Source organism: Stenotrophomonas sp. LMG 10879 (assembly GCF_002750935.1).
Taxonomy (GTDB): Bacteria; Pseudomonadota; Gammaproteobacteria; order Xanthomonadales; family Xanthomonadaceae; genus Stenotrophomonas; species Stenotrophomonas lactitubi_B.
Map to the genome: position 1 here is coordinate 246,680 of NZ_PEJT01000006.1, position 22,820 is coordinate 269,499.

At 66.8% G+C, this 22,820-nt stretch carries 24 protein-coding genes; 16 read left to right on the plus strand and 8 right to left on the minus strand.

Going from position 1 to position 22,820, the window contains the following annotated elements; translation table 11 throughout:
- Positions 1-54: 54 nt before the first annotated feature.
- The 3 genes from CR919_RS11570 (at position 55) to pgi (ending at position 2,531) form a co-directional block, all read left to right on the plus strand.
- Positions 55-552 carry a hypothetical protein gene (locus tag CR919_RS11570; RefSeq protein ID WP_099820136.1) on the plus strand — a complete coding sequence of 166 codons (498 nt, stop codon included), beginning with the start codon at positions 55-57 and terminating at the stop codon, positions 550-552.
- 87 nt (positions 553-639) lie between these two features.
- Positions 640-1,020: an aspartate 1-decarboxylase gene (gene panD, locus CR919_RS11575; protein WP_004153087.1), complete on the plus strand. Its 381-nt coding sequence runs from the start codon at positions 640-642 to the stop codon at positions 1,018-1,020.
- Entirely contained in the window at positions 1,017-2,531 is a 1,515-nt protein-coding gene (gene pgi / locus CR919_RS11580) for a glucose-6-phosphate isomerase (protein WP_099820137.1), read from the plus strand. The genes panD and pgi overlap by 4 nt, the downstream gene beginning before the upstream one ends.
- Before the next feature lie 89 nt (positions 2,532-2,620).
- Here pgi and CR919_RS11585 read toward each other — a convergent pair whose 3' ends face one another.
- Positions 2,621-3,190 carry a response regulator transcription factor gene (locus CR919_RS11585; protein WP_032952096.1) on the minus strand — a complete coding sequence of 190 codons (570 nt, stop codon included), beginning with the start codon at positions 3,188-3,190 and terminating at the stop codon, positions 2,621-2,623.
- A complete protein-coding gene (locus tag CR919_RS11590; RefSeq protein WP_099820138.1) occupies positions 3,187-4,407 on the minus strand; it encodes an ATP-binding protein in 1,221 nt (406 codons plus the stop codon). The genes CR919_RS11585 and CR919_RS11590 overlap by 4 nt, the downstream gene beginning before the upstream one ends.
- Positions 4,408-4,521: 114 nt before the next feature.
- Here CR919_RS11590 and ispG point away from each other — a divergent pair, with 114 nt between their 5' ends.
- The 3 genes from ispG to CR919_RS11605 all read left to right on the plus strand — a co-directional run bounded on the left by ispG (position 4,522) and on the right by CR919_RS11605 (position 7,367).
- Positions 4,522-5,787, plus strand: a complete 1,266-nt coding sequence (ispG, locus tag CR919_RS11595; protein WP_099820139.1) for a flavodoxin-dependent (E)-4-hydroxy-3-methylbut-2-enyl-diphosphate synthase — start codon at positions 4,522-4,524, stop codon at positions 5,785-5,787.
- The gene (locus tag CR919_RS11600) at positions 5,768-6,517 is read left to right on the plus strand and encodes a phosphatase PAP2 family protein (RefSeq protein WP_089240345.1); all 750 of its coding nucleotides are present in this window, start codon (positions 5,768-5,770) and stop codon (positions 6,515-6,517) included. The genes ispG and CR919_RS11600 overlap by 20 nt, the downstream gene beginning before the upstream one ends.
- A 220-nt stretch (positions 6,518-6,737) precedes the next feature.
- Positions 6,738-7,367 carry a response regulator gene (locus CR919_RS11605; RefSeq protein WP_279324056.1) on the plus strand — a complete coding sequence of 210 codons (630 nt, stop codon included), beginning with the start codon at positions 6,738-6,740 and terminating at the stop codon, positions 7,365-7,367.
- Between the two features lie 330 nt (positions 7,368-7,697).
- Here the strand turns inward: CR919_RS11605 and CR919_RS11610 are convergent, their stop codons facing one another.
- From CR919_RS11610 to zwf, 5 genes are all read right to left on the minus strand, one after another.
- Complete coding sequence (locus CR919_RS11610; RefSeq protein WP_099820140.1) at positions 7,698-8,357, minus strand: bifunctional 4-hydroxy-2-oxoglutarate aldolase/2-dehydro-3-deoxy-phosphogluconate aldolase; 660 nt, start codon at positions 8,355-8,357, stop codon at positions 7,698-7,700.
- A gap of 232 nt (positions 8,358-8,589) precedes the next feature.
- Entirely contained in the window at positions 8,590-10,506 is a 1,917-nt protein-coding gene (gene edd / locus CR919_RS11615; RefSeq protein ID WP_099820141.1) for a phosphogluconate dehydratase, read from the minus strand.
- A gap of 58 nt (positions 10,507-10,564) precedes the next feature.
- Positions 10,565-11,287 (minus strand): 6-phosphogluconolactonase, encoded by a 723-nt coding sequence (gene pgl, locus CR919_RS11620; RefSeq protein WP_099820142.1) that lies wholly within the window; start codon positions 11,285-11,287, stop codon positions 10,565-10,567.
- Entirely contained in the window at positions 11,284-12,291 is a 1,008-nt protein-coding gene (gene glk, locus CR919_RS11625; RefSeq protein WP_099820143.1) for a glucokinase, read from the minus strand. The genes pgl and glk overlap by 4 nt, the downstream gene beginning before the upstream one ends.
- A complete protein-coding gene (zwf, locus tag CR919_RS11630; protein ID WP_089240355.1) occupies positions 12,288-13,724 on the minus strand; it encodes a glucose-6-phosphate dehydrogenase in 1,437 nt (478 codons plus the stop codon). The genes glk and zwf overlap by 4 nt, the downstream gene beginning before the upstream one ends.
- 352 nt (positions 13,725-14,076) lie before the next feature.
- Here zwf and ugpC point away from each other — a divergent pair, with 352 nt between their 5' ends.
- Positions 14,077-15,159, plus strand: a complete 1,083-nt coding sequence (ugpC, locus tag CR919_RS11635; protein ID WP_099820144.1) for a sn-glycerol-3-phosphate ABC transporter ATP-binding protein UgpC — start codon at positions 14,077-14,079, stop codon at positions 15,157-15,159.
- A gap of 127 nt (positions 15,160-15,286) precedes the next feature.
- On the opposite strand, the gene CR919_RS11640 is transcribed toward ugpC, so the two are convergent.
- A complete protein-coding gene (locus CR919_RS11640; protein ID WP_099820145.1) occupies positions 15,287-16,162 on the minus strand; it encodes a folate-binding protein YgfZ in 876 nt (291 codons plus the stop codon).
- 39 nt (positions 16,163-16,201) lie between these two features.
- On the opposite strand from CR919_RS11640, the gene CR919_RS11645 reads away from it, so the two are divergent.
- From CR919_RS11645 to lolD, 9 genes are all read left to right on the plus strand, one after another.
- Entirely contained in the window at positions 16,202-16,375 is a 174-nt protein-coding gene (locus CR919_RS11645; RefSeq protein WP_080149151.1) for a DUF1674 domain-containing protein, read from the plus strand.
- Between the two features lie 56 nt (positions 16,376-16,431).
- Positions 16,432-16,824, plus strand: a complete 393-nt coding sequence (gene sdhC / locus CR919_RS11650; RefSeq protein WP_099820146.1) for a succinate dehydrogenase, cytochrome b556 subunit — start codon at positions 16,432-16,434, stop codon at positions 16,822-16,824.
- Positions 16,821-17,207 (plus strand): succinate dehydrogenase, hydrophobic membrane anchor protein, encoded by a 387-nt coding sequence (gene sdhD, locus CR919_RS11655; RefSeq protein ID WP_025878813.1) that lies wholly within the window; start codon positions 16,821-16,823, stop codon positions 17,205-17,207. Before sdhC ends, sdhD begins: the two co-directional genes overlap by 4 nt.
- 31 nt (positions 17,208-17,238) lie before the next feature.
- Positions 17,239-19,029: a succinate dehydrogenase flavoprotein subunit gene (gene sdhA / locus CR919_RS11660; protein ID WP_025878814.1), complete on the plus strand. Its 1,791-nt coding sequence runs from the start codon at positions 17,239-17,241 to the stop codon at positions 19,027-19,029.
- Between the two features lie 66 nt (positions 19,030-19,095).
- Positions 19,096-19,881, plus strand: coding sequence for a succinate dehydrogenase iron-sulfur subunit (locus tag CR919_RS11665; RefSeq protein WP_025878815.1), 786 nt, complete (start codon positions 19,096-19,098; stop codon positions 19,879-19,881).
- Between the two features lie 97 nt (positions 19,882-19,978).
- The gene (locus tag CR919_RS11670; protein ID WP_089240366.1) at positions 19,979-20,227 is read left to right on the plus strand and encodes a succinate dehydrogenase assembly factor 2; all 249 of its coding nucleotides are present in this window, start codon (positions 19,979-19,981) and stop codon (positions 20,225-20,227) included.
- On the plus strand, positions 20,178-20,627 hold the full coding sequence (locus CR919_RS11675; RefSeq protein ID WP_099820147.1) for a hypothetical protein: 450 nt from the start codon (positions 20,178-20,180) through the stop codon (positions 20,625-20,627). The genes CR919_RS11670 and CR919_RS11675 overlap by 50 nt, the downstream gene beginning before the upstream one ends.
- A gap of 23 nt (positions 20,628-20,650) precedes the next feature.
- The gene (locus CR919_RS11680; protein ID WP_099820148.1) at positions 20,651-21,892 is read left to right on the plus strand and encodes a lipoprotein-releasing ABC transporter permease subunit; all 1,242 of its coding nucleotides are present in this window, start codon (positions 20,651-20,653) and stop codon (positions 21,890-21,892) included.
- Positions 21,885-22,598 carry a lipoprotein-releasing ABC transporter ATP-binding protein LolD gene (gene lolD / locus CR919_RS11685; protein WP_089240372.1) on the plus strand — a complete coding sequence of 238 codons (714 nt, stop codon included), beginning with the start codon at positions 21,885-21,887 and terminating at the stop codon, positions 22,596-22,598. Before CR919_RS11680 ends, lolD begins: the two co-directional genes overlap by 8 nt.
- The last annotated feature ends 222 nt before the right edge of the window (positions 22,599-22,820 follow it).

The window sequence follows — 22,820 nt, forward strand, 5'->3', positions numbered from 1 at the left end:
TCAGGGGCGCCCGCAGCGGGCGCCTCTCACCTTCCCATGGACGGGAGACCGGAAATGAATACCCCCACTACTACTACCGGCCGTCTTGCCCGGGCCTCGATCCTGGCGGTACTGGCCGCCGGCATGGTGCCTGCCCAGCTGATGGGCGGCCTGTTGTTTGCGCTCGACTTCGCGCGTACGCCCGTACCGGCACTCACCGGCGGTGCGCTGATGTTCGTGCTGGGCGTGTGCAACGCCATCGCGGTGTTGCTGCCGATGGCGCTGATCCTGCAGTCCCAGCGGCGTCTGCGCCGGACCGCCTTTCTGCTCGTGGGGTTCGGTCTGGGCGCGCTGGCCATGGCGACCTGTGCCTGGCCGGGCGCGGACAATGGTCCGCTGCTGCAGCGCCTGCGCTATGTCGATACCTTCGACGTGATCAGCTACGGCCTGTCGGTGCTGGCCGCGGGCGGCTTCGGCCTGGTCGCCGGGCTGACCTTCCATACGGTGTTCGGCCTGTCGCTGTACGGCGCCTGCGGGCATGCCCCGGCAGCGCTACCGGTCGAGGGCGCCTGAACGGTCTTCAGCGTCCCGTCGCAGCCCCCTGATGACGGCCAAGCGGGTGCTAGAATCCGCTCTTTCCTTTGCCGTTGCAGCGCCCCCATGCACCTGTCCCTGCTCAAGACCAAGATTCACCGCGCCACCGTCACCCATTCCGAGCTGAACTACGAAGGCTCGATCGCCATCGATGACAATCTGCTGGCTGCCACTGGCATCCGTGAATTCGAGCAGGTGCACATCTGGGACGTGACCAACGGTGCGCGCTTCTCGACCTACGCGATCCGCGCCGAAGCCGGCAGCGGCGTCGTCTCGCTCAATGGTGGCGCCGCGCGCCACGTGCAGGTCGGTGACATCATCATCATTGCCGCCTTCGCCAGCATGACCGAGCAGGAAGCCGACAGCTTCAAGCCGAAGCTGGTGTACGTTGATGGCAACAACCAGATCTCCCACACCAACGACACGATCCCGACCCAGGCCGCATGACAACGAACAACGGATTCGACTCGCTGCATTCCCACGCCCAGCGCCTGAAGGGCGCAAGCATTCCCGGCCTGCTCGCCGCCGAACCCGGCCGTGTGCAGGACCTGGCGCTGCGGGTCGGTCCGTTGTATGTCAACTTCGCCCGGCAGAAATACGATGCCGCGGCGTTGCAGGCGCTGTTGGCGCTGGCTGCCGAACGTGATGTCGGCGGTGCCATCACGCGCCTGTTCCGTGGCGAGCAGGTCAACCTGACCGAAGGCCGCGCCGCGCTGCATACCGCGCTGCGCGGTGATGTGGTCGATGCGCCGGTGGCGGCCGAGGCCTATGCCACCGCGCGCGGCATCCGCCAGCGCATGGGTGTGCTGGTGCGCGCGCTGGAAGACAGTGGCGTGACCGATGTGGTCAGCGTCGGCATCGGCGGTTCCGATCTCGGTCCGCGCCTGGTCGCCGACGCGTTGCGTCCGGTCACCGGTGCACGCCTGCGCGTGCATTTCGTGTCGAATGTGGACGGCGCCGCCATGCAGCGCACGCTGGCCACGCTGGATCCGGCGAAGACCGCTGGCATCCTGATCTCCAAGACCTTCGGTACCCAGGAAACCCTGCTCAACGGCCAGATCCTGCACGATTGGCTGGGCGGCAGCGAGCGCCTGTACGCGGTCAGCGCCAATCCGGAACGCGCCGCCAAGGCCTTCGCCATTGCCGCCGAACGCGTGCTGCCGATGTGGGACTGGGTGGGGGGCCGCTATTCGCTGTGGTCGGCCGTCGGTTTCCCGATCGCACTGGCCATCGGCTTCGAGCGCTTCGAGCAATTGCTGGAAGGTGCCGCGCAGATGGATGCGCATGCGCTGGACGCGCCGCTGGAGCGCAACCTGCCGGTGCTGCACGGCCTGACCGACATCTGGAACCGTAATCTGCTGGGCTCTGCCACGCACGCGGTGATGACCTACGACCAGCGCCTGGCGCTGCTGCCGGCCTACCTGCAGCAGCTGGTGATGGAAAGCCTGGGCAAGCGCGTGCAGCGCGATGGCCAGCCGGTCACCACCGACACGGTGCCGGTGTGGTGGGGCGGTGCCGGCACCGACGTGCAGCACAGCTTCTTCCAGGCCCTGCACCAGGGCACCAGCATCATTCCGGCCGATTTCATCGGCTGCGTGCACAACGACGACCCGTATACGGTCAACCACCAGGCGTTGATGGCCAACCTGCTGGCGCAGACCGAAGCGCTGGCCAACGGCCAGGGCAGCGACGATCCGCACCGCGATTACCCGGGTGGCCGCCCGAGCACGATGATCCTGCTCGATGCGCTCACCCCGCAGGCGCTGGGTGCCTTGATCGCGATGTACGAACACGCGGTGTACGTGCAGTCGGTGATCTGGAACATCAACGCCTTCGACCAGTTCGGTGTCGAGCTGGGCAAGCAGTTGGCCAGCGGCCTGCTGCCCGCTCTGCAGGGTGAGGATGTCGAGGTCAACGACCCGCTGACCCGTGAGCTGCTGGCCCAGCTGAAGGGCTGACGCGGGCGGGGAATGCCGCCGGGCATGGCCCGGCGCTACCCTTCGTTACCCCGGTAGCGCCAGGCCATGCCGGCGGATACGACGCCGCGTTACCGGCTCGGATCGCGTTCCGGGCTCGGCCGCTTGGCCAGCTTGCGCTGCAGCGAACGCCGGTGCATGCCCAGCAGACGCGCGGCCGCCGACACGTTGCCACCGGTTTCGTGCATCGCCTGCTGGATGTGTTCCCACTGCAGGCGGCTGATCGGGGTCATCGCATCGGGCACTTCCATCTCGCCGTCATCGGCGGGACCATCGTCTTCTTCGCCCAGCGCGCGCAGGATCATCGGCACCGTCGACGGCTTCGGCAGGTAGTCGTCGGCGCCGAGCTTGATCGCCTCCACCGCGGTGGCGATGCTGGCATAGCCGGTCACCAGCAGGATCCGCATGTCCGCACGCAGCGCGCGCAGCGGCTGGATCAGCGCCAGGCCGGAATCGCTGCCCAGCTTCAGATCGATCAGTGCGAACGCTGGCGGATGCTGGCGGGCCAGTGCCAGTGCGCTGGCGGCATCCTGTGCGGTCTGCGTCTCCAGCCCCTTGCGGGCCAGGCTGCGCTGCAGCGTGCGCAGGTAGAGTTCGTCGTCGTCGACCAGCAGGCCAAGGGTAGAAGCAGTCATGGTCATTCCTCGCGGGGGGCCAACGGCAGGCGGAAGCCGACGCGGCTACCGGCCCCTTGGGCCGGGCGCATCCACATCTCGCCGTCCAGGCGTTCGATGGTGGCATGGGACAGGGCAAGACCGACGCCCATGCCTTCACTCTTGCTGCTGCCGAACAGCTTGCCCGGCAGGACGGCGGCGCGGGCATCGAAGCCATGGCCGTAGTCGCGTACTTCGCCGATCAGGTCCTCGCCTTCGATGCGCAGGCTGAGGTCGACGCGCGGGCGGCCAGCCTGCTCGCCGGCATCGGCCGCGTTGTTCAGCAGCACCATCAGCAGGTGGCCGACGCCCGGGTCCAGCGGCAGGCGCAGCGGCGCGTCGTCGTTGCGGTGCAGATCGATGGTCGGGCGCACCAGCCGCCATTGCTCCAGCACCTGCTGGGCGGTGGAGCGGGCGCGCCCGGGGCGGTCGTTGGAGGCCGGCGCGGCCAGTGCCAGCACGCGCTCACGGCACTGCACCAGCAACTCGCGCAGGGTCTCCATGTCCTCGCGCACTTCCGGCTCTTCGCTGCGCTCGGCCACGTCGTCGGCAAGCAGTGTCATCGTCGCCAGCGGCGTGTTCAGTTCGTGCGCCACCGAGGCCGCATGCGTGGCCAGGGCGACGATGCCTTCGTTGCGCGCGAAGCGTTCGCGCAGCGCCGACAGTTCCAGCTCGCGCTCGCGCAGGGCGATCGCCAGCCGGGTGGAGAAGATCAGCACCACCGCAGCGGACAGCAGGAAGGTGGCGATCACGCCCCAGCGATTGAGGTCCAGTGCGTTGAAGTAGCCGGCCGGCAGCGGTTGTCCGAACAGTCCGCTGGCGGCATAGCCGAGCAGGCAGGCGCTGGCCACGGCCAGGGCCCAGCGCAGGGGCAGGGCGAACGCGGCCAGGGCGATCAGGATCAGGAACAGCGAGCCGAACGGATTGGCGATGCCGCCGCTCCAGCTGACCATCCAGGTGAGGATGATCACGTCCACCAGGATGTGGCCGAAGGCGGTCAGCGGCGCGGTATCGGCCGGTTCCGGGCGCAGTTGCGTATACAGGTTGAATACGGCAAGCACGGCCACGCCCGACCACAACGGCAGTTGCGGCAACGGCAGTCCCAGCACCCAGGTGGCGACCAGGATGGTGGCCGCCTGGCCAGCCACGGCCAGCCAGCGCAGGCTGCACAGGGTTCGGAGAAACGGGGCGTCGGGACCGGTCATTCGCGCCCATCGTATGCGTTCGCGGGGATGCCTGCCTGCGACAATCGGCCGCAGCCGCACTGCCGCCTGAATGCGACACACCCGCAAGGTCGGGGCGGGCGTTAGAATGCCCGCATGCATGACGCCGTCACCCGCCCTACAGCCCCCTCCGATGCCACTGCCTGGCCCCGTCGCCTGACCCAATCGGTCCAGATCGGTGGAGTCACCGTGGGCGGTGGCAAGCCGGTGGTGGTGCAGTCGATGACCAACACCGACACCTCCGACGTGGCGTCCAGCGTGAAGCAGGTCGCCGAGCTCTGGCGCGCCGGCTCGGAAATGGTGCGCCTGACCGTCAACACCGTCGAAGCGGCGGCGGCGATCCCGCGCATCGTCGACAAGCTGGCGATGATGGGCATCGATGTCCCGCTGATCGGCGACTTCCATTACAACGGCCATCAGCTGCTGACGGCCGAACCGGCCTGTGCCGAAGCGCTGGCCAAGTACCGCATCAACCCGGGCAACGTGGGCTTCGGCAAGAAGAAGGACCTGCAGTTCGCCCAGCTGATCGAGTTCGCCATCCGCTACAACAAGCCGGTGCGCATCGGCGCCAACTGGGGCTCGCTGGACCAGGCCCTGGCGGCGAAGCTGATGGACGAGAACAACCATCGCGAACAGCCCTGGGACGCCGGCCGCGTGCTGCGCGAGGCGCTGATCCGTTCGGCGCTGGATTCGGCCGAGCAGGCCGTGGACATCGGCCTGCCGCGCGATCGCATCATCCTTTCGGCCAAGGTCAGCGGCGTGCAGGAACTGATCGCGGTCTACCGCGATCTGGCCCAGCGTTCGGACTTCGCCCTGCATCTGGGCCTGACCGAAGCCGGTATCGGCAGCAAGGGCATCGTCGCCTCGGCGGCGGCGCTGAGCGTGCTGTTGCAGGAAGGCATCGGCGACACCATCCGCATTTCGCTGACGCCCGAACCGGGCCAGTCGCGTACGCAGGAAGTGATCGTCGCCCAGGAACTGCTGCAGACCACCGGCCAGCGCGCGTTCACCCCGCTGGTCACGGCCTGCCCGGGCTGCGGCCGTACCACCTCGGAGTTCTTCCAGGAACTGGCCAAGGTGGTGCAGAACCACGTGCGCGAAAAGATGCCGCTGTGGAAGATCCAGCACCCGGGTGCGGAGAACATGACCCTGGCGGTGATGGGCTGCGTGGTCAACGGGCCCGGTGAGTCGCGGCATGCCAACATCGGCATCTCGCTGCCGGGTACCGGCGAAGCACCGTCGGCACCGGTGTTCGTCGATGGCGAGAAGAAGGTGACCCTGCGTGGCGAGAACATCGCCCAGGAATTCGTCGCCCTGATCGATGATTACGTTGAACGCACCTATGTCCGAAGCGCCGGGTAAGCCGACGATCCTCGCTGCACCGGAGCCAGCCTCCGGTTTCCGCCACTGGATGGCGCGCAATGCCTGGCGGCTGCTGTTGCTGTTTGCCGGTGTGCTGCTGCCGCTGGCCGGATTCGTCGCCCTGGCCGACGAAGTGCACGAGTTCGAGTCCTTCCACTTCGATGCGCCGCTGCTGTGGCAGATGCACGGCCTGCATTCGCCGTGGCTGGACCGCATCTTCGTGCTGCTGTCGAAACTGGGTTACGAGTGGTTCCTGATCCCGGCCGACGTGCTGATTGTCGGCGCATTGGCCTGGCACCGGCGTTGGCGTGAAGCGACCTTCGTGGCCGTGAGCTTCGTCGGGTCGGCGCTGCTGAACATGGGCAGCAAGCACTTCTTCCAGCGCGACCGGCCCAGCCTGTGGGAATCGATCGCGCCGGAATCCACGTTCAGTTTCCCCAGTGGCCACGCGATGGGCTCGATGACCCTGGCGGTCACCCTGGTGCTGCTGGCCTGGAATACCCGCTGGCGCTGGCCGGTGCTGCTGCTGGCGCCGTCGTTCAGCCTGCTGGTAAGCGTTTCCCGGGTTTATCTGGGGGTGCATTATCCCTCCGACATCCTGGCCGGATGGTGTGCCGCGCTGGTTTGGGTGGTAGGGTGCTACCTGGTCATGTTCAGCCGCCGTCATCCATGGCGACGGCACGGTTCGCCGCCAGCGACGGCCAGCGAAGCGATCACGCAAGGGGAGTGACGTGGATGCCCTCCCAAGGGCGTCTACCTGAGGGACGGGTTGTTTCGTTGTAACGGGTTCTGCAGGGCAAGGGGCACGATCAGTGCGTGAAGAATGTGATGCGCAAGGCAGAACGCCGGAATTGCGCAACATCCGCGCTTGCAGTGGTCAGGTGCTCCTGCCTAGGTTGACCCGTATTGGCCGCATTCGAAGAGGTACGTGAATGACGATTCGAGTCTAGCTGGTGGATGACCACGCGTTGGTCCGCACCGGGATGAAGATGATACTGTCGAGTGAAACCGACATTGAAGTGGTGGGCGAGGCCGAGACCGGCGAAGACGCGCTGCCCGCGATCCGCCAGCTGCAACCGGACGTGGTGCTGTGTGATCTGCACCTGCCCGGGGTGAGCGGAATGGAAGTGACCGAGCGCATCGTCCGTGGCCACCGCAGCACGCGGGTGGTGATCGTGTCGGTGCTGGAGGACGGTCCGCTGCCCAAGCGCCTGCTCGAAGCCGGTGCTGCCGGTTACATCGGCAAGGGCTGTGATGCACAGGAACTGCTGCGCGCGGTGCGCGACGTGGCCGCCGGACGACGCTACCTGGGCACGAGCATCGCGCAGAACCTGGCGTTGTCCACCGTGGAAGGCAACGGCTCGCCGTTCGACAACCTGTCGCCGCGTGAGCTGGAAGTGGCATTGCTGCTGACCCAGGGCCTGCGCCAGGAAGACATCGCGCGGCGCCTGAGCCTGAGTGCGAAGACGGTGAACACGCACAAGGCGCGGTTGTTCGAGAAGATGGGAATCCACGACAACATCGCGTTGGCGCGGATGGCCAGCCAGTATGGGTTGGTGGATCCGGCACGGCCGCTGTAAGGGTTTCGGCCAACGGCTGAGCCCCTCGCGGTGTGCGGTTGGTTTCATGGGGTTGGCCCTGCGGAGGGATGGCGCAGGGGACGCCGTGAATCCATCCCTGGAGGCTCGGGCGCGCCATCCATGGCGCTTACGCCCCTGCGCCATCCCTCCGCAGGGCCACGGACAGGTTCCGTGCGCCGCTACCGCGGAATGAAGAGGGAAGTGCAGGAGCGGGTCGCGCGCTGCGCGCGCTCTGGATGCTGGCCCTGTAGAGCCGAGCCCATGCTCGGCTGCTTTCCATTCCGCTGGCGTGGAGCCGAGCGTGGGCTCGGCTCTACAGCTGCGTCAGACTCAGTGGCCGCGTACGCGCTTGACGATCTTCGCGGCCTGCGCCGCGCTTTCGCGCACCTTGTCCCACTGGCCGGCGTCGATCCAGTTGCCCGGCACCATCCACGAGCCGCCGATGCAGACCACGTTCTTCTGCTCGAGGTATTCGGCCGCCGTGTTCTCGGTGATGCCACCGGTCGGGCACAGCTTGAGGTCGGCGATCGGGCCGGCCACGCCCTTGATCATGGCCAGGCCGCCCACGGCCGTGGCCGGGAACAGCTTGCAGACACGGAAGCCGCGCGCGTAGAGCGACAGCAGCTCGGTCGGCGTCGCCGCACCCGGTACTACCGGCAGCGGTGCCGCAGCCAGCGCATCAGCCAGCACCGGCGGCGTACCCGGGGTCACCAGGAAATCCGCGCCCGCATCGATGGACTGCTGCATCTGCTCCACCGTCAGCACCGTACCGGCGCCGACCACCACATCCGGCAGCTCGCGCTTGAGCATCGCCAGCGCTTCCATCGCCACCGGCGTCCGCAGCGTCAGCTCGATCGCCGGCAATCCGCCTTCCAGCAACGCCGCACTGACCGCACGCGCCTGGTCCAGCGTATGAATCGTCACCACCGGCAGGATGCCGGCCGCATGCAGCAACTCCGCCGCCCGCACCTGATGTTGTTCGATACCCATAGCTCTGCTTCTGCCTTTGCTTTCGAATTTGATTTTCAGTGATCACTTCGCGGCGCGAGGGCGCCGGGAAACTGTCCGGAGGCGGCGGGTAGCCCCCACCAGGACCGTGAGCGGCATGGATGCCGCGACCGAGCCCCCATGGATGGGTTTACGGCGTGTCCTGGTGGGGGCTACCCGCCGCCTCAACCAGGACACTCACCGCCCACGCATACCCGCAACGCTCTTCAATCCCTCAGGCGTCCTTCGCCTCATGCGGCGCCGCCGCAGCCGCCGCATCGTGCCCCAGCTCATACTCCGCGTCGTAATCCCACGGCCCACCATCAGCCGCCGCCGGACCGCACGAAATCGAGATCGCACCCTGATCCGCCGGACCCACCACGCGCCGGTTGATCGCGAACAGGTTGCGGCCCAGGTCATTGGCGGCCGGCGCAGTATTCGGCGCATGCGTACGCGCCGCCCATTCGGCCGCGTCCACCAGCACTTCCAGCGTGCCGGCCTCACCATCCAGGCGGATGATGTCGCCCTCGCGTACCTTGCCCAGCGGACCACCGCGTGCGGCTTCCGGGGTCACGTGGATCGCCGCCGGAATCTTGCCGGACGCGCCGGACAGGCGACCATCGGTGACCAGCGCCACGCGCCGGCCCTGGTTCTGCAGCAGGCCGAGCAGCGGTGCCAGCGAATGCAGTTCCGGCATGCCGTTCGCACGCGGGCCCTGGTAGCGCACCACCGCCACGAAATGCTCCGGCAGCAGGCCGCCCGCGTGCAGCTTGTTCAATACCTGCGGCGCATCGACCACCACGGCCGGCGCTTCGATGGTGCGGTACTGCGGCTTCACCGCCGACAGCTTGATCAGCGACTTGCCGAGGTTGCCGCGCAGCAGGCGCAGGCCGCCCTGGCTCTCGAACGGATTGTCGACACCGCGCACCACTTCTTCATCGGCGCTGCGTTCCAGGCCCGGCAGATACACCAGCTTGCCCTCGCGCAGCTGAGGTTCGCGGGCGTAGTCGGCCATGCCGCCACGGGCCACGCTGACCAGATCGCCATGCATCAGGCCGGCCTTGATCAGTTCGCCGAACACGAACGCCGGGCCACCGGCTGCAGCGAAGCGGTTCACGTCGGCCTCGCCGTTCGGATAGACGCGTGCCAGCAGCGGAATCAGCTGCGACAGCTCGTCGAAGTCGTCCCAGGTCAGCACGATACCGGCTGCGCGCGCCACGGCGATCCAGTGGATGGTGTGGTTGGTCGAGCCACCGGTAGCCATCAGCGCGATGACCGCGTTGATGATCGCGCGCTCGTCGATGATCCGGCCCAGCGGACGGAAATCGTCGCCCAGCGCGGTGATGTCCAGCGCACGCTCGGTGGCTTCGCGGGTCAGTGCATCGCGCAGCGCGGTGTCCGGGTTGACGAACGACGCGCCCGGCAGCTGCACGCCCATCGCCTCCAGCAGCACCTGGTTGGAATTGGCGGTGCCGTAGAAGGTGCAGGTGCCCGCACCGTGGTACGAGGCCGATTCGGCTTCCAGCAGTTCTTCGCGCGTGGCTTCGCCGGCGGCGTAGCGCTCGCGCACTTCGGCCTTCTGCTTGTTGGGAATGCCCGGCGTCATCGGGCCGGCCGGCACGAACACGGCCGGCAGATGGCCAAAGGCGAGGGCGCCGATCAGCAGGCCCGGCACGATCTTGTCGCACACACCGAGGTACACGGTGGTATCGAACATGTCGTGGCTGAGCCCGATCGCGGTGGCCTGGGCAATCACATCACGCGAGAACAGCGACAGCTCCATGCCGCCACGGCCCTGGGTGACGCCGTCGCACATCGCTGGCACGGCACCGGCAACCTGTGCCGTAGCGCCGAGTTCGCGGGCCACTGCACGGATCTGTTCGGGATAGGCCTCGAACGGCTGGTGCGCCGACAGCATGTCGTTGTAGGCGGTGATGATGCCCAGGTTGGCCGTCACGCCGCCGCGCAGGCGACTCTTGTCGGTGCCACCGCAGGCGGCGAAACCGTGGGCGAGGTTGCCGCAGCTGAGGCGGCTGCGGAACGGGCCATCGCGCAGGGAGGCGTCGATCGCTGCCAGATAGGCGGCGCGCGAGGCGGCGCTGCGGCGGATGACGCGCTCAGTGATGGCTTGCAGTTGCGGATGGAGGCTCATTGGCTACCGGCGTTCGAGGTGGCGAGAGGCAAGCGGCAGCAAGGCGCCGCCGCCGACATCAATCAGCCCAGTGGACGCGCAGGCGCGCGCCGTCCAGGTTGATCGCGTTGAGGATCGGATACTGCTGGGGGTCGTTGCTGTCCAGAGCCTGGCGCAGCACCTGCAGCTTCTGCTTGCCGCGCAGCAGCAGCAGACGCTGGCGGCACTGGGCCAGGCCACGCGGGGTCAGAGTGATGCGCAGCGGCCATTGGTTGGCACCGGGACAGCCGGTGGCATCCAGCGCGGCATACGGCAGGGTGCTTTCCAGCGCGCGGGTCAGGTCCTTCGAGCCCGGGAACAGCGAGGCGGTATGGCCGTCATTGCCCATGCCCAGTGCGACCAGGCTCGGCGCCTGGCTGTGCTGCGCCTGCAGGTTGGCGGTGTACACGCACTCGGGCAGCGGCTTGCCGATCCGCACCAGCGGATCGAAGTGCGCGCCTTCGGCACGTGTAAGCAGGTTCTCGCGCACCAGCCATGCATTGCTGTCGCGATCCTGCGGCGACAGCCAGCGCTCGTCGGCCAGGCTCACTTCAACGCGGTCCCAATGCACGTCCAGCTCGGCCAGCGCCTGGTACACCGGTGCCGGCGTGGTACCGCCGGACAACAGGATGCGTGCGCGGCCCAGCTCGGTGATGTCGTGGTTGATCGCCTGTGCCATTTCGGCAGCGACCGCTTCGATCCAGCCATCGGCATCGCCGTGGTTGATGAAATCGATGCGGTCGTCCTGGAAAATCGGGGTCATGCGGCAACTCCTGGTGCGTCACGTTCGGCGTCGGCGGCATAGGCAGCGGCGCCCAGCAGTCCGGCGTGGGGATGCATCACGGCCAGCGACGGCACCCGCGCCATGATCGAAGAGAACCGGCCCTTGTGTTCGAAGCGCTGGCGGAAACCGGAGTGCTGCAATGAATCGAGCATCTTCGGAGTCAGCCCACCGGTCAGGAACACGCCGTCCCAGGCGCCCTGGGTCAGCACCAGATCGCCGGCAATGGCGCCGAACACCGCGCAGAACACATCCACGGTACGCATCGCCTGTGGATCGCCGTGCAGGGCGCGGGCGGTCACGTCCACCGGTTGCAGCTGGCCCGGGTCGATACCCGCCATCTCGCAGATGGCGCGATGGATGTTGACCAGGCCGGGGCCGCAGATCAGCCGCTCGTTGGAGACGCGCCCGAACTGCTCGGACAGGATCTCCAGGATGCGGATCTCTTCCGGCGTTCCCGGTGGGAAGCTGACATGGCCGCCTTCGGTTTCCAGCGGGTAACAGCGGCCGTGGCGAAGGATCAGGCCGCCGACGCCGAGGCCGGTACCCGGCCCGATCACTGCGTAGTTGCGCGGCTGGCCCGGCTTGCCCGGAACCCAGGCGGCACCGCCGACCTGGACCACGTCATCGGGTTGCAGCAGCGAGATCGCCATCGCCTGCGCGGCGAAGTCGTTGATCAGGTGCAGTTCGTTGAAACCCAGCATCGCGGCTGTGCGGCTGCGCGAGATCACCCACGGATGGTTGGTGATGCGGGCTTCGTCACCATCGACACGACCGGCGACTGCGAACACGCCACGGCCTGCGGTGGCGCCGATCTGTTCCAGATGGTGGCGCGCGGCATCACCCAGCGACGGGAACTCCGCCACTGCGTACTCGCGGATGCTCTCTTTCAGCAGCGGGGCGTCCTGCGAGGTGTCGGCAAGGGCGAAGCGGGCATTGGTGCCACCGATGTCGGCGACCAGCACGGGCTGGCTGCTGGCGCTCATTCCGACGCTCCGCTATCCGGCGCATCCACGCCCTGCGGCAGGAAGTCGACCGCGTTGGCCGGGCCCCACTGGCCGGCAGGGTAGGGTTCCAGCGGCAGGTCGGCTGCCTTCCAGGCATCGGCGACGCTGTCGATCCAGGCCCAGGCGGCGCGCACTTCGTCATCGCGCACGAACAGGGTGTGGTTGCCGTTGAAGGCGTCCAGGAACAGGCGTTCGTAGGCGATACGGCGATGCAGGCCGGTCGGTACCGACAGTTCCAGTTCCAGCGGCTGCAGTTCCAGCGCGCCCCATTCCGGGCCGGCCAGGCTGCTCATCAGGCCCAGCTCGATGTTCTCCTGCGGCTGCAGCTGGAACACCAGGCGGTTCGGTGCGGCCTGCGCACGCTGCGGGCGTTCGAACAACCAGTGCGTGACCGGCTTGAGGGTCACCACCACGCGGGTGGTGCGCTCGGGCAGGCGCTTGCCGGTGACCAGGTGGAACGGCACGCCGCTCCAGCGCCAGTTGTCGATGTGCGCGGTGACGCCGGCGAAGGTCTCCACGTCGCTGCCTTCCGGCGGCTGGTAGGCCTGTGCGGGCTGGCCGTTGATGCTGCCGGCGGTATAGCGGCCGCGCACGCTGTCACGCGCGGCGTGCTTGGCATCCAGCGGGCGCAGCGCACGCAGCACCTTGACCTTCTCATCGCGGATGCGGTCGGCTTCCAGCGACGCCGGCGGCTCCATCGCCACCATGCACAGCAGCTGCAGGATGTGGCTCTGCACCATGTCGCGCAGGGCGCCGGAGCGTGCGTAGTAGGCGTCACGGCCATCCACGCCTTCGCTTTCGGCGACCAGGATGTGCACCGATTCGATGTAGTTGCGATTCCATACCGCTTCCAGCAGCGTGTTGCCGAAGCGCAGCGCGATCAGGTTCTGTACCGCCGCCTTGCCCAGGTAGTGGTCGAGGCGGAACACGCGGTCTTCGTCGATCCACTGGCCGATGGTGGTGATGATCTCCTCGGCGCTTTCGCTGTCGCTGCCGATCGGCTTCTCCAGCATCAGGCGTGCCGGTGCAGCCAGTGCGCCGCCCTTGGCCAGGCCTTCGCAGGTGGAGATGTACAGGCCCGGCGGGATCGCCAGGTAGCTCACGCAGCGGCGGTCGACCAGGTCCGACACCGCGGCGGCGACCGAGTCGACGTCACGCAGGTCGACCGAGCGGTAGTCGATGCGACGCAGCAGGGAGGCGATGTCCTCCTGGCTGGCCATCGGCATCGCCTGCTGCAGGCGCGGGCGCAGGATGTCATGGAAGGCTTCGGTGTCATGGCCTGACAGGGCCAGCGCACGGATGCGGAAATCCTCCGGCAGCAGGCCGTCGCCAAGCAGGCGCAGCAGCGAAGGGAACAGGTAGCGCTGGGCCAGATCACCTGTGGCACCAAACAGGAAGAGTGTGTCGTGCATCGCTCGAGTTTCAGATCCGGGTGACATCGTTGTCAATCGCTTCATGGCTGGGTTCGGGGGACATCCGCGCAACTGCCTGTCCGAGGCTCATCTGGATCGGTTTTCCGGCTTGCCGGAGCACCGTTCCAATCGAAACCACTACAGCGGCAACCCTTCGTTCGGTCGACGGTGCAGGTCGGCGCGCACCGACGTTCGGATAGTGCCACGTGAAAACGTTTACATGGCAGAATGGGCAACTGTATTCGATTGCAGTGGTCGCCGTCATGCGGCAACCGCGCAATCATCACTGCCATCGGGAGGGCCGAGGCAGTCCCAAAAGACAGCCCGGCGTCGGGCGGACTGGATGAGTGAAATGGCAAAAGTGCAGTTGCAGGGTGTGCGCAAGGTCTACGACAACGGCCAGGTCGCGGTGAAGGACGCCACCTTCGAGGTGGCCGACGGCGAACTGATGGTGCTGGTGGGCCCGTCCGGGTGTGGCAAGTCGACCCTGTTGCGGATGGTGGCCGGGCTGGAAGAGATCAGCGGCGGCACGCTGACCATCGGTGATCGCGTGGTCAATGACGTGGCACCGAAGGATCGCGACATCGCGATGGTGTTCCAGAGTTACGCGCTGTACCCGCACATGACCGTGGCCGAGAACCTGGCCTTTGGCCTGAAGCTGCGCGGGCATGACAAGGCGACCATCGACAAGCGCATCAGCGAAGCTGCGCAGACGCTTGGCCTGACCGAGATGATGGACAAGCTGCCCAAGGCGATGTCCGGCGGCCAGCGCCAGCGTGTTGCACTGGGCCGTGCGCTGGTGCGCGAGCCGGCGGTGTTCCTGCTCGACGAGCCGCTGTCCAATCTTGATGCCAAGCTGCGCCACAGCGTGCGCACCGAGATCGCGCAGCTGCACCGCAAGCTGGGCACCACCATGATCTACGTGACCCACGATCAGGTCGAAGCGATGACCCTGGGCCAGCGCATCGTGGTGCTGAAGGACGGCATCATCCAGCAGATCGACACGCCGATGGCGCTGTACGACCGTCCGGCCAACCTGTTCGTGGCCGGCTTCCTCGGCAGCCCGGCGATGAACGTGCTGCGCGGTACGCTGCAGGGCGATGCCGGTGGCGTGACCGTGGTCGACGGCGACTGGCGTGCTCCGCTGGGGCAGGCGACGATCGATCCGGCGTGGCTGCAGAAGCCGATCGCCGTGGGCGTGCGTCCCGAGCACCTGCAGCCGGCAGGCAGCGAAGACACGCATGCGTTCACCGCGCGCATCGAAGGCATCGAGCCGGTCGGCAACGAGATCTTCGTCAACATGAGCAGCGGCCAGCACGCGCTGACCATGCGCGTGGCGCCGCAGTCGCTGCCGGGCGTGGGTGAGGACATCCGGGTGGCGATCCACCCGCAGGGCCTGCATTTCTTCAACCCGGAAACCGGCGAGCGCCTGTAGTCCTGTAGAGCCGAGTCCACGCTCGGCTGCTTGATCGCAGTGCGGACCGACGGTCCGCACCCACCGGAACAGGGGCTCGGGCTCGGTAGATCCACGCCATGCGTGGATGACGTACCGGATCGGCGCCTCAGCGCGCCAACCCGTCCAGCAGCGGCATCCGCTGCGCGGGCGCATCACCCACCTGCAGTTCGCTGTCGCTGGTCTCCAGCGGCAGCACGGCCAGTGCCAGATCGCCGGCCACGCTGGCCAGGGTGCCGAGCGCGGCGCCATCCTGCTGCACGCCATCGCCCGCCTGCGCCGATGCTGCGGTATGCAGCAGCTGCACCGCGCGCTTGGCCTTGCCGAGGAAATGGGTGCGCGCGACGATTTCCTGACCGGGGTAGCAGCCCTTCTTCACGCTGTAGCCGTTGAGGCGGTCCAGGCCCAATTGCTGCGGCGTCCACACTTCGCGCTGGCTTTCTTCAAGCCGCGGCAGCCCGTAGCGCAGATCGGCCTGGCGCCAGGCCAGGGCGAAAGCGGCCTCATCGGCGTCACTACCGGCGGCAAAGGTATCGCTGGCGGCAATAACTAGGGTGCGCGGCAGCGCGTCGCTACCCAGGTCCAGCTCCCAGCCGTCACCTGCGCTGCGCGCAATGGCGGCGCCACTGGCGGCCTCGGGCGCGGTGAACGCACCGGCCACGGCCAGATCGTTGCGCACCGCCACCTTCACCTTGCGGCGGAACACGAAACGCTGCAGTTGCGACGCAATCGCATCGGCATCGCCGTCGGCGAGCACCAGCAGCACATGGTCATCGGCCAGCCGCAGCAGCTGAAACACCGCCAGGGTGCGGCCTTTGGCGCTCAGCCACGCGCTCCACTGCCAGTGCAGCAGGGGCAGGGCGGTCACGTCGCTGCTGAACTGGGCATGGGCAAAAGCCGCTGCATCCACGCCCTGCAGGCTCAGCAATTGATGGCCGGGCAGGCGCGGATATGCGACGAAAGCAGGGGGAAGGTTGTCAGGCACGTGAACGAGGTCTAAAATTTGTGCGTTGCGAGACCCATCATGATAGGCCAAACAACCCCCACTCCCGACGCCGAAGCTGAAGCCCCGCTGGTTCCCCCGGTCCCTGTGCCCGTGGAACAACCAGAGGTGGAAGAGGAATTCGGTGGCCGCGGCGGACTCGATCCGGTGCGGTATGGCGATTGGGAAAAAAACGGACGCTGCATCGATTTTTGATCAGCATTGAGCCAACGCGGCCTTATGCCGCCCAGCCGAGACAACGAGCCCAGCGAATGGCGACCAGACAACGTCCCCTTTCTCCGCACCTTCAGGTGTATCGCTGGCAGATTCAGATGGCCACCTCGATCCTGCATCGAGCCACTGGCGTCTTTCTGTCTGTTGGTGCCCTCATCATCGCCGGAGGCCTGTTGGCTCTGATGATGGGGCCCGAATCCTGGAACTGCTTCACCGGCCATGCCGGGGCCTGGTATGGCCGCGTGTTCCTGTTCGCGTGGACATGGTCGTTCGCCTATCACCTGTGCAATGGCATCCGCCATATCGTGCAGGACTTCGCGATCGGATTCCGCATTGCCACCTTCATCCGCAGCAGCTGGATGTCGGTGATCGGCAGCCTGCTGATCACCCTGGCGGTGTGGGCCTATGTGATTTTCGGAGGTGCCGCGTGAGCAAGTTCCGTACCCCGTTGAAGGGCGTGCGCGGTCTCGGTTCGGCCAAGACCGGCACCGAGCACTTCGTGCATCAGCGCCTGACCGCCGCCGCACTGGTTGTGCTGGGCATCTGGTTCCTGGTGTTCGTGCTGGGCCTGCTGGGCTCGGATTACGTGACCGCCACTGCCGCGATCGCCAAGCCGTGGAACGCCGTTCCGCTGATCGGCCTGCTGATCGCCATGTTCTGGCACGCCCAGCTCGGCCTGCAGGTCGTGCTGGAGGACTACATCCACGAATCGCTGCTGGCCCTGGTGCTGCAGACCGCGGTGAAGTTCGTCGCCGTGCTCGGCATGATCGTCAGTGTGTTTGCGGTGGGCCGCATCGCCCTCGGCGTTGCCTGAGCCCAGGCGCCAAGACAGGAATCCAGACTAGATGTCCGCTTACAAGATTACCGAACACAAGTACGACATGGTCGTGGTGGGCGCCGGCGGCGCCGGCCTGCGTGCCACGTTCGGCCTGGCCGCCAAGGGCCTGCAGACCGTGTGCCTGACCAAGGTCTTCCCGACCCGGTCGCACACCGTCGCCGCCCAGGGCGGTATCTCCGCTGCGCTCGGCAACATGGGCGAGGACGACTGGCGTTACCACTTCTTCGACACCATCAAGGGGTCGGACTGGCTGGGCGACCAGGACGCCATCGAGTACATGTGCCGTGAAGCGATTCCGGCGATCATCGAGCTCGAGCACTACGGCGTGCCGTTCAGCCGCACCGCCGAAGGCAAGATCTACCAGCGTCCGTTCGGTGGCATGACCACCCAGTACGGCGAAGGCCCGGCGGCGCAGCGTACCTGCGCGGCGGCCGACCGTACCGGCCACGCGATGCTGCACACGCTGTACCAGCAGTCGCTGAAGCACGACGCACGCTTCATGATCGAGTACTTCGCACTCGACCTGATCTTCGATGACGAAGGTGCCTGCCGCGGCGTGCTGGCGTTGGACATGTCCGACGGCACGCTGCACCTGTTCCGCGCCCAGGGCGTGGTGCTGGCGACCGGCGGCTACGGCCGTGCCTACTTCAGCGCCACCTCGGCGCACACCTGCACCGGCGACGGTGGCGGCCTGGCCATGCGCGCCGGCATCGCCATGCAGGACATGGAGTTCGTGCAGTTCCATCCGACCGGCATCTACGGCGCCGGCTGCCTGATCACCGAGGGTGTCCGCGGCGAAGGTGGCATCCTGCGCAACAGCAGCGGCGAGCGCTTCATGGAGCGCTACGCACCGCACTACAAGGATCTGGCGTCGCGTGACGTGGTCAGCCGTTCGATGACCATCGAAATCCGCGAAGGCCGCGGCGTCGGCGAGCACAAGGACCACATCCTGCTCGACCTGACCCACCTCGGCCCGGGCGTGATCGACGACAAGCTGCCGGGCATCGCCGAGAGCGCCCGCATCTTCGCTGGCGTCGACGTGCACAAGCAGCCGATCCCGGTGATCCCGACCGTGCACTACAACATGGGCGGCATCCCGACCAACTACCACGGCGAAGTGGTGCGCAAGGACGGCGAGAACCCCGACGCGGTCGTGCCGGGCCTGTACGCCATCGGCGAAGCGGCCTGCGTTTCGGTGCACGGTGCCAACCGCCTGGGCTCGAACTCGCTGCTGGATCTGGTGGTGTTCGGGCGTGCGGTGGCCAATCGTTGCGCTGCGACGATCACCCCGGGCGCGGCGCACAAGACCCTGCCGGCCGACGCCTGCGACAAGGCGCTGGGCCTGCTGGACAAGTTGCGCCACGCCAACGGCGATACGCCGACGTCGGTCATCCGCGATCGCATGCAGCGCACCATGCAGGCTGACGCGGCGGTCTTCCGTACCAGCCAGACGCTGAAGGAAGGCTGCGAGAAGATGGACAAGATCTTCGACTCGTTCCAGGACGTGAAGGTCTCCGACCGTTCGCTGGTCTGGAACTCGGACCTGATCGAGACCTACGAGCTGAACAACCTGCTGCTGAATGCGGTGGCGACGATCAACTCGGCCGAGCAGCGCAAGGAAAGCCGCGGCGCACACGCGCACGAGGACTTCCCGGACCGCGACGACGTCAATTGGCAGAAGCACACCCTGGTCAGCGTGGACGAGAAGGGCAAGTGCAGCTTCGACTACCGTCCGGTGCACATGTACACGTTGACTGATGACGTGTCCGTGGTGCCGCCGAAGCCGCGCGTGTACTGATCCGACCCCGCCTAACATGCAATCCGCGCCCTCGGGCGCGGGCCGCCTGAGCCAACGAGAGCAGCCATGGCCGAGTTTTCACTCCCCAAGAATTCCAAGATCACGAAGGGCAAGCACTTCCCCGCCAAGACCGGCGGCAAGAACGTGCGCACCTTCAAGATCTACCGCTGGAGTCCGGACGACGACAGCAATCCGCGCACCGACACCTATGACGTCGATCTGGACGCCTGCGGCCCGATGGTCCTGGACGCGCTGATCAAGATCAAGAACGAGATCGACCCGACCCTGACCTTCCGCCGCTCGTGCCGCGAAGGCATCTGTGGTTCGTGCGCGATGAACATCGACGGCACCAACACCCTGGCCTGCACCCGAGCCATCTCGGACTGCGGCAAGAAGGAAGTGCCGATCTACCCGCTGCCGCACATGAACGTGGTCAAGGATCTGGTTCCAGACCTGACCCACTTCTATGCGCAGTACGCCTCGATCAAGCCGTGGATCCGCACCCAGACCCCGGCACCGCCGGACCGTGAGCGCCTGCAGTCGCCGGAAGACCGCAAGAAGCTTGATGGTCTGTACGAGTGCATCCTGTGCGCGTGCTGCTCGACCAGCTGCCCGAGCTACTGGTGGAACGGCGAGCGTTACCTGGGCCCGGCGATCCTGCTGCAGGCCTACCGCTGGATCATCGATTCGCGCGACGAGGACACCGGTGCGCGCCTGGACGATCTGGAAGATCCGTTCAAGCTGTACCGCTGCCACACCATCATGAACTGTGCCCGGACCTGCCCGAAGGGTCTGAATCCGGCACTGGCGATCGCCGAGATCAAGAAGCTGATGATGGAACGCCGCGCCTGATACGGCCCGGCTGTACCCGGTAGAGCCACGCCACGCGTGGCTGCGCCTCCCAGCAGAGCCACGCCATGCGTGGCTTTGCTGTATCTGGAGAGACACGATGGAAGAAGATGTTCTGCTGAAGAAGCTGCGTTGGCGTTGCCGGCGCGGCATGCGTGAACTGGACCAGTTGTTCGGTCGCTACCTGGACCGCGAATGGAGCAGTGCGCCGACCGAAGAGCGCGAGGTTTTCCTGTTCCTGCTCGACTGCGAGGACGATAAGTTGTGGCGCTGGTTCATGGGCTACGAGGCCTGCCCACATGCGCACGCCGTCCCCCTCATGCACAAGATCCTCGCCCTCAAGCCTTGAGTGGCGCCCCTCGCGGCTGCAGGCCAGCGCCCAGCTGGCGGTACTGTTGGCTGCGCCGTGGCTGCTGCGTGCCTCGGATCTGCCGCCGGGGCACCTCGTTCCCGTACTGATCGGGGTCTGGGTGCTGGGCCTGGCCGAGCTGGCCTGGCTCCTGCGGCGGCCCCGCGCGTTGCTGCAGTTGCCGCCCCTGCCTGAGCCGCTGCGCGTGGACGGGCAGGACATTGCCGAGCCGCGACTGGTGGTGCGCGGGCCCTGGCTGCTGCTGCAGTGGCGCGAAGGCTGGCGTCGTCGACGGCTGTTGTTCTGGCCGGATGTACTCGATCGCGGGCAGCGACGTGAACTGCGACTGGCCGTATCCGCACGCGCCGTTTCCCGTAAGCCCCGGTCGGTGGCACCATAGGCTGAATCGACTGGCGTGCCTGCATGTTCAAACCCATTCCCGTGGCCATTGGCCTGCGCTACCTGCGCGCCAAGCGCCGCAACGGCTTCATCTCCTTCATTTCGATGGCATCGATCCTGGGCATCGCGCTCGGGGTGACGGTGCTGATCACCACACTGGCGGTGATGAGCGGTTTCCAGAAGGAGATCCGCAGCCGCCTGCTGCAGATGACCGCACACACCACCATCAGCCGCGACGGCGAGCCGATGCCGGACTGGATGCGCGTGGTCGACGTGGCCAACAAGGACCCGCGTGTGGCCGGTGCTGCGCCGTATATCGAGATCCAGTCGATGATCAGTGGCCCGCGCGTGCAGGGTGCGATCATCCAGGGCATCGACCCGGCGCTGGAGCCCAAGGTATCGGTGATCGACAAGAAGGTCACCAAGGGCAGCTACGGGAGCCTGACCCCGGGCAGCTTCAACCTGCTGCTGGGCAAGGAACTGGCCGTCTGGCTGGGCGTGGATGTCGGTGACCAGGTGCTGGTGACCTTCGCGGAAGTGCAGGGCACGCCGGCCGGCGCGGTGCCGCGGATGAAACGCTTCACCGTCAGCGGCATCTTCGAGGCCGGTTACAACGAAGTCGATCGCGGTGTGGGTTTTGCCAACATGAAGGACCTGGAGCGCGTACTGCGTTCCGATGGTGCCACCGGCGTCCGCCTGAAACTGCATGACATGGACCGCTCGCTGGAGGTGGGCGTGGACCTGGCGCAGAACCTCGGTGGCGCCTATCGGGTCAGCGACTGGACCCAGCAGAACGCCAACCTGTACCACTCGCTGCGCATGGAAAAAGTGGTGATGGGCATCCTGCTCTCGCTGATCATCGCCATGGGCGCGTTCAACCTGGTGTCCTCGCAGGTGATGCTGGTGACCGACAAGCAGGCCGACATCGCGATCCTGCGCACCCTCGGCCTGACCCCGGGCGGGGTGATGCAGGTGTTCATGGTGCAGGGCTCGCTGATCGGCATCTTCGGCACCCTCGCAGGCCTGATCGGCGGCATCACCCTGACCTTGAACCTGGAGCGCATCCTCGGCGCGATCGAAGCGGTGTTCAAGATCAAGCTGCTGCCGGAGGATGTGTACTACATCACCGGCCTGCCCACCGACATGCAGACCAGCGACATCGTGGTGATCACCCTGGTCGCGCTGTTGATGAGCTTCCTGGCCACTCTGTATCCCGCCTGGCGGGCAGCACGCACCCAGCCGGCGGAGGCCCTGCGTTATGAATAAGGTCTTCAATCGCGGCGATGAAGTGATCCGTGCCGAAGCGCTGGGCAAGACCTACGCTGAAGGGCGCATGCAGACCCCGGTGTTCGATGGCCTGGACCTGACGGTGACCGCCGGCGAGACGGTTGCGATCATCGGCGCCTCGGGCGCCGGCAAGAGCACGCTGCTGCACCTGCTGGGCGGGCTGGACACGCCCACCGCGGGCGAGGTCTACGTCACCGGCCAGCGCATGTCCGCGCTGTCGGACACCTCGCGCGGCCTGCTGCGCAACCAGGCGCTGGGTTTCGTCTATCAGTTCCACCACCTGCTGCCGGAATTCACCGCGCTGGAAAACGTGATGATGCCGGTGATGCTGGCCGGTACCGCAGTTGCGGAGGCCAGTACGCGTGCGACCGCGCTGCTGGAATCGGTCGGCCTCGGCCATCGCCTGGACCACAAGCCCGGCGAATTGTCCGGTGGCGAACGCCAGCGTGCTGCAGTGGCGCGCGCGTTGGTCAATCACCCGGCCTGCGTGCTGGGCGACGAGCCGACCGGCAACCTGGATGACCGCACGGCCGCGACCGTCTTCGAGCTGATGCTCGAGCTCAACCGTGCCCGTCACACCAGCCTGGTGCTGGTCACCCATGACCGCTCGCTGGCGCGGCGCTTGGACCGGGTGCTGGAGCTGCGCGAAGGGCGCCTGCACGCGCTGGCCCACGCCGACGTCTGAGCGGGCTGGCCCCGCTCTGGTAGATGCCGACCTTGGTCGGCTGCTCCTGCAGGCCAAGTGCCAACCAAGGTTGGCGACTACCGGACGCGAAGGGCGCCTGCACGCGCTGGCCCACGCCGACGTCTGAGCGGGCTGGCCCCGCTCTGGTAGATGCCGACCGTCGGCTGCTCCAGCAGGCCAAGCGCCAACCAAGGTTGGCGATTACCGCGGTTGCAAGCGACC

Bases quoted from the DNA above. Each gene is read 5' to 3' on its own strand.
- CR919_RS11670 (WP_089240366.1), top strand. From the start codon at position 19,979: ATGGAAGAAGATGTTCTGCTGAAGAAGCTGCGTTGGCGTTGCCGGCGC.
- zwf (WP_089240355.1), bottom strand. From the start codon at position 13,724: ATGCACGACACACTCTTCCTGTTTGGTGCCACAGGTGATCTGGCCCAG.
- CR919_RS11585 (WP_032952096.1), bottom strand. From the start codon at position 3,190: ATGACCATGACTGCTTCTACCCTTGGCCTGCTGGTCGACGACGACGAA.
- CR919_RS11645 (WP_080149151.1), top strand. From the start codon at position 16,202: ATGATAGGCCAAACAACCCCCACTCCCGACGCCGAAGCTGAAGCCCCG.
- sdhA (WP_025878814.1), top strand. From the start codon at position 17,239: ATGTCCGCTTACAAGATTACCGAACACAAGTACGACATGGTCGTGGTG.
- lolD (WP_089240372.1), top strand. From the start codon at position 21,885: ATGAATAAGGTCTTCAATCGCGGCGATGAAGTGATCCGTGCCGAAGCG.
- panD (WP_004153087.1), top strand. From the start codon at position 640: ATGCACCTGTCCCTGCTCAAGACCAAGATTCACCGCGCCACCGTCACC.
- CR919_RS11680 (WP_099820148.1), top strand. From the start codon at position 20,651: ATGTTCAAACCCATTCCCGTGGCCATTGGCCTGCGCTACCTGCGCGCC.
- pgl (WP_099820142.1), bottom strand. From the start codon at position 11,287: ATGACCCCGATTTTCCAGGACGACCGCATCGATTTCATCAACCACGGC.
- pgi (WP_099820137.1), top strand. From the start codon at position 1,017: ATGACAACGAACAACGGATTCGACTCGCTGCATTCCCACGCCCAGCGC.
- ugpC (WP_099820144.1), top strand. From the start codon at position 14,077: ATGGCAAAAGTGCAGTTGCAGGGTGTGCGCAAGGTCTACGACAACGGC.
- edd (WP_099820141.1), bottom strand. From the start codon at position 10,506: ATGAGCCTCCATCCGCAACTGCAAGCCATCACTGAGCGCGTCATCCGC.
- CR919_RS11665 (WP_025878815.1), top strand. From the start codon at position 19,096: ATGGCCGAGTTTTCACTCCCCAAGAATTCCAAGATCACGAAGGGCAAG.
- ispG (WP_099820139.1), top strand. From the start codon at position 4,522: ATGCATGACGCCGTCACCCGCCCTACAGCCCCCTCCGATGCCACTGCC.
- glk (WP_099820143.1), bottom strand. From the start codon at position 12,291: ATGAGCGCCAGCAGCCAGCCCGTGCTGGTCGCCGACATCGGTGGCACC.
- sdhC (WP_099820146.1), top strand. From the start codon at position 16,432: ATGGCGACCAGACAACGTCCCCTTTCTCCGCACCTTCAGGTGTATCGC.
- CR919_RS11610 (WP_099820140.1), bottom strand. From the start codon at position 8,357: ATGGGTATCGAACAACATCAGGTGCGGGCGGCGGAGTTGCTGCATGCG.
- CR919_RS11675 (WP_099820147.1), top strand. From the start codon at position 20,178: ATGCGCACGCCGTCCCCCTCATGCACAAGATCCTCGCCCTCAAGCCTT.
- CR919_RS11570 (WP_099820136.1), top strand. From the start codon at position 55: ATGAATACCCCCACTACTACTACCGGCCGTCTTGCCCGGGCCTCGATC.
- CR919_RS11600 (WP_089240345.1), top strand. From the start codon at position 5,768: ATGTCCGAAGCGCCGGGTAAGCCGACGATCCTCGCTGCACCGGAGCCA.
- CR919_RS11590 (WP_099820138.1), bottom strand. From the start codon at position 4,407: ATGACCGGTCCCGACGCCCCGTTTCTCCGAACCCTGTGCAGCCTGCGC.